Consider the following 4,989-nt stretch of genomic DNA (forward strand, 5'->3'; position numbering starts at 1 on the left):
GCCCCGGACCGCCCCGAGCGTGCCGGCGTTTCCGCCCCGCCGGCCGGCCCCCACTCCGCCCGGGACCGGGAGCGGCCCGGAGGCGCCGCCGCTCGATGTACACGACCGTGGACGGCTGCTGGCCGGCGCCCACCACGACCCGCACGCGCTGCTGGGCGCCCGCCCCTCGGCGGGCGGCGTCCTGGTGCGCGCGCTGCGTCCCGGCGCCCGGTCGGTCGCGGTCGTCGCGGAGGGGCTGCGAGCCGAACTGGCCCCGGAGGGCGACGGCTTGTTCGCCGCGGTACTGCCGGTGCCGACGCTGGAGTCCTACCGGCTGGCGGTGCGCTACGAGGACGAGGGCGAGGAGTGGCTGACCCACGACCCGTACGCGTTCCTCCCCGCGCTCGGTGCGTACGACCTGCATCTGATCGCCGAGGGCCGTCACGAGGAGCTGTGGCGGGCGCTCGGCGCGCACCCGATGACCCACCAGGGGGTCACCGGCACCCGCTTCACGGTGTGGGCGCCCAACGCGCGGGGGGTGCGGCTGACCGGCGACTTCTGCTTCTGGGACGGGACCGGGCACCCGATGCGGTCCCTGGGGTCGAGTGGCGTCTGGGAGCTGTTCGTCCCGGGTCTGGGCGCCGGTACCCAGTACAAGTTCGACATCCACACCCCGCAGGGGCACCACACGGTGCGCGCCGACCCGATGGCGCGGCGCACCGAGTGCCCGCCCGCCACCGCGTCGATCGTGGAGGAGAGCGGCTATGTCTGGAACGACGCGGGCTGGATGGCCTCCCGCGCCGGGCGCCCGGCGCACGCGGCGCCGATGTCGGTCTACGAGCTGCACCCGGAGTCGTGGCGTCCCGGTCTCGGATACCGCGAACTCGCCGAGCAACTTCCGGCATACGTAAACGAGTTGGGCTTTACCCATGTGGAGCTGATGCCGCCGGCCGAGCACCCGTTCGGCGGCTCCTGGGGCTACCAGGTCACGGGGTACTACGCGCCGACCGCGCGGCTGGGATCGCCGGACGACTTCCGCCACCTCGTGGACGCGCTGCACCGCGCGGGTATCGGCGTGCTCATCGACTGGGTGCCCGCCCACTTCCCGAAGGACGAGTGGGCGCTGGCCCGCTTCGACGGCGCCCCGCTGTACGAGCACCCCGACCCGCGCCGTTCCGAGCACCCGGACTGGGGAACGCTGGAGTTCGACTACGGGCGCAAGGAGGTCCGGAACTTCCTGGTCGCCAACGCCGTCTACTGGTGCCAGGAGTTCCACATCGACGGGCTGCGGGTGGACGCCGTCGCCTCGATGCTCTACCTCGACTACTCCCGCGAGGAGGGCGAGTGGGCGCCGAACGAGTTCGGCGGACGCGACAACCCGGACGCCGTGGCGTTCCTTCAGGAGATGAACGCCACCGTCTACCGGCGCTGTCCGGGCGTGGTGACGATCGCCGAGGAGTCGACCGCCTGGGACGGGGTCACCCGCTCCACCGACCACGGCGGGCTCGGCTTCGGCTTCAAGTGGAACATGGGCTGGATGCACGACTCGCTGGTCTACATGTCCAAGGAGCCGGTGCACCGCAGGTACCACCACAACGAGATGACCTTCTCGATGGTGTACGCCTACTCCGAGAACTACGTCCTGCCCATCTCCCACGACGAGGTGGTGCACGGCAAGGGCGCGCTGGTCTCCAAGATGCCCGGCGACTGGTGGCAGCAGCGTGCCTCGCACCGCGCCTACCTGGGCTGGATGTGGGCCCACCCCGGCAAGCAACTGCTCTTCATGGGGCAGGAGTTCGCCCAGGGCGCGGAGTGGTCGGCGGAGGAGGGGCCACAGTGGTGGGTGCTCGACCCCGGCTACAGCGCCGCCGGTGACCACCGCGGGGTGCAGCGGCTGGTCGGCGACCTCAACCACCGCTACCGCGCCGAGGCGTCGCTGTGGGAACGCGACACCGATCCCGCCGGCTTCTCCTGGCTCGTCGGCGACGCGGCCGACGACAACGTACTGGCCTTCGCCCGGTACGCGGGCGACGGGACGCCGCTGCTGTCGGTCAGCAACTTCTCGCCGGTGGTGCGCCACCGCTACCGGATCGGCGTCCCCGGCGAGAGCGTGGCGTGGACCGAGGTGCTCAACACCGACGCGGCGGAGTACGGCGGCGGTGGCGTCGGCAATCCCGAGCCGGTGAAGACCGAGCCCACCGGCTGGCACGGCCGGGACGCCTCACTCTCCCTCACCCTGCCTCCGCTGGCGACGATCTGGCTCCGCCCCGCCTGAGGCGTCGGCGGGCGGGCGTCGCGGCCCCCGTCGCCACCCGCGCGTGCGGCGGGGCGGTGATGGGGGCCACGACGGTGGTGGCGGTGGCGGCCGGTCAGCCCTGGTAGTAGGGGTCCAGCACCTCGCCGGAGCGGGTCTCCTCGTCCCAGGTGTAGACCTCACGGCCGTCCACGAAGGTGCGCAGCGCGCGGCTCATCACGTCCAGCGGGTCACCGGACCAGACGACCACATCGCCGTCGAGGCCGGGCTTGAGGGCGCCGACCCGGTCGTCCAGGCCCATGATCTGGGCCGGGTGCAGGGTGATGGAGCGCAGCGCGGCGTCCGGGTCCATGCCCTCCTTGACGCACAGGGTGGCCTGGTGGACCAGGAAGTTGATGGGGATCACCGGGTGGTCGGTGGTGATCGCCACCTTGACGCCGGCCCGGTCGAGGATGCCCGGGTTGGCGAGGGTGCGGTGGCGCAGCTCGACCTTGCGGCGGGTGGTGAACAGGGGTCCGCTGATCACCGGTACGCCGCGCCGGGCGATGTCGTCGGCCAGCAGGTGGGCCTCGGTGGCGTGGTTGATGACGACGCGGTAGCCGAACTCGTCGGCGAGGCGCAGCGCGGTGGAGATGTCGTCCGCGCGGTGGGTGTGCTGGCACCAGGGCAGTTCGCCGTCGAGGACCTTGACCAGCACCTCCAGGGTGTTGTCGCGCTCGAAGGGCTTGCCCTCCTCCGCGGCGTGGTCCCGGCGGGCCTTGTAGTCCTGGGCGCGGGTGAAGGCGTCCCGGATGACGGCGGCGACGCCCTGCCGGGTGGAGGGCAGCTGCTTCTTGTCGCCGTAGACCCGCTTGGGGTTCTCGCCGAGGGCGCTCTTCACGCTGACGGGCTGGCGCACCAGCATGTCGTCGACGCTGCGGCCCCAGCACTTGACCGCGACGGTCTGGCCGCCGATCACGTTGCCCGAACCGGGCTTGATGACCGAGCTGGTGACGCCGCCGGCCAGCGCGTCGTGGAAGCCGATGTCCGCGGGGTTGATGGCGTCCAGCGCGCGCATCCGGGCGCCGTTGGGGTCGGTCATCTCGTTGGTGTCCTGACCCTCCCAGCCCTCGGCCTCCTCGGAGACGCCCAGGTGGCCGTGGGCCTCGACGAAGCCGGGCAGCACCCACTGGCCGGCGGCGTCGACCACGTCCGTGCCCGCGGGTACCTCGACCTCGGCGTCGGGGCCGACGGCCGCGATCCTGCCGTCGATGATCAGCACGGTGCCGCCGTCGATGGGGTCTCCATCGACGGGCACCACATATCCGGAAGTGATTGCAACGTTCATGGTCAGAACCTAGCGCGGCTCGGTCATTTCCGGGCGGTGCGAGCCTGATCCCTGCCCGCGACGGGCACGGCGCGGCGCTCGACGGCGGTTCGACGGGGGTTCGACGGCGGTCACGGCCTCGGGCACGACGGCCTTCACGGTCCGCCGTGCCCACCGGAGTCCGTCAGAAGACGGCCTCGGTCTCCTCCATGCGGTGCACGGGGACGGTCTTCAGCTCGGAGGTGGCGCTGGCCAGCGGTGCCATCACGATCTCGGTACCGCGCAGGGCCGTCATGTGCCCGAAGTCGCCCCGGTGGGCGGCCTCGACGGCGTGCCACCCGAAGCGGGTGGCGAGCACCCGGTCGTACGCGGTGGGGGTGCCGCCGCGCTGCACATGGCCGAGGATCACGGGGCGGGCCTCCTTGCCCAGGCGGTGCTCCAGTTCCACCGCGAGCTGGTTGCCGATGCCGGTGAACCGCTCGTGACCGTACTGGTCGATCTCGCCCTTGCGGTAGACCATGGCGCCGGCGGCGGGACGCGCGCCCTCGGCCACGCAGATCACGGCGAACTTCTTGCCGCGTGCGAACCGCTCCTCGACCATGGAGCACAGGGCGTCCACCTCGAAGGGACGCTCCGGGATACAGATGCCGTGCGCGCCGCCGGCCATGCCGGACTCCAGGGCGATCCAGCCCGCGTGCCGGCCCATGACCTCGACCACCATCACCCGCTGATGCGACTCGGCGGTCGTCTTCAGCCGGTCTATGGCCTCGGTGGCGACACCGACGGCGGTGTCGAAACCGAAGGTGCGGTCGGTCGCGGAGATGTCGTTGTCGATGGTCTTGGGCACGCCCACGACCGGGATACCGGCGTCGGAGAGCATCCGGGCGGCGGTCAGGGTGCCCTCGCCGCCGATCGGGATGAGGGCGTCCAGCGACAGCTCCCGCCGCAGCTGCTCGGCGTTGTCGCACGCCTCACGCAGCCGGTCCCGCTCCAGCCGGCTGGAGCCGAGGACGGTGCCACCGCGCGCCAGGATGCCGCTGACCGCGTTGATGTCGAGCTTGCGGTAACGGCCTTCGAGGAGCCCCTTGAAGCCGTCCTCGAAGCCGATCACCTCATCCTTACGGTCCACGACGGCCCGGTGGACCACGGACCGGATCACGGCGTTCAGCCCGGGGCAGTCACCGCCCGCGGTGAGCACACCAATACGCATGAGGGACCATCTCCTGCTTCGCAACGGGATCGCTTCAGCTTCTGAATCGGCCGCGCCCTCGGGGCCGCCGAGATTGTTTCATGTGTTGACGGCGGGCTGTGCCCCCGTGCGAGTCCGGCATTCACCGTTCACCGTCCGGCCACGGGCCCGACCGTACCGCCGTCGGTCCCGCGCGCGACGGTGGGTGCCGCTCCGTGGACGCCCGGCGCCCACGCGGGGCGGCGGCGGGCGGGGGCGGCG

The 4,989-nt window shown here is 71.9% G+C and carries 3 protein-coding genes; 1 reads left to right on the plus strand and 2 read right to left on the minus strand.

Translation table 11 applies throughout. The annotated features are described in order from the left end of the window. Nucleotides 1-2,254, plus strand: a 2,254-nt coding sequence (gene glgB, locus E0D90_RS23470; RefSeq protein WP_130799989.1) for a 1,4-alpha-glucan branching enzyme, incomplete at its 5' end; no start/stop codon positions are given. Nucleotides 2,255-2,348: 94 nt separating this feature from the next. Here the strand turns inward: glgB and E0D90_RS23475 are convergent. Together E0D90_RS23475 and E0D90_RS23480 are read right to left on the minus strand one after the other, a co-directional pair. After that, entirely contained in the window at nt 2,349-3,560 is a 1,212-nt protein-coding gene (locus E0D90_RS23475) for an amidohydrolase (RefSeq protein WP_130799990.1), read from the minus strand. Between the two features lie 163 nt (nt 3,561-3,723). Further along, entirely contained in the window at nt 3,724-4,749 is a 1,026-nt protein-coding gene (locus E0D90_RS23480; protein WP_103504728.1) for a 6-phosphofructokinase, read from the minus strand. Nucleotides 4,750-4,989 lie beyond the last annotated feature (240 nt).

The organism is Streptomyces otsuchiensis (assembly GCF_004305975.1).
Taxonomy (GTDB): Bacteria; Actinomycetota; Actinomycetes; order Streptomycetales; family Streptomycetaceae; genus Streptomyces; species Streptomyces otsuchiensis.

Coding starts and splice junctions, on each gene's coding strand:
- E0D90_RS23480 (WP_103504728.1), bottom strand. CDS start 4,749: ATGCGTATTGGTGTGCTCACCGCGGGCGGTGACTGCCCCGGGCTGAAC.
- E0D90_RS23475 (WP_130799990.1), bottom strand. CDS start 3,560: ATGAACGTTGCAATCACTTCCGGATATGTGGTGCCCGTCGATGGAGAC.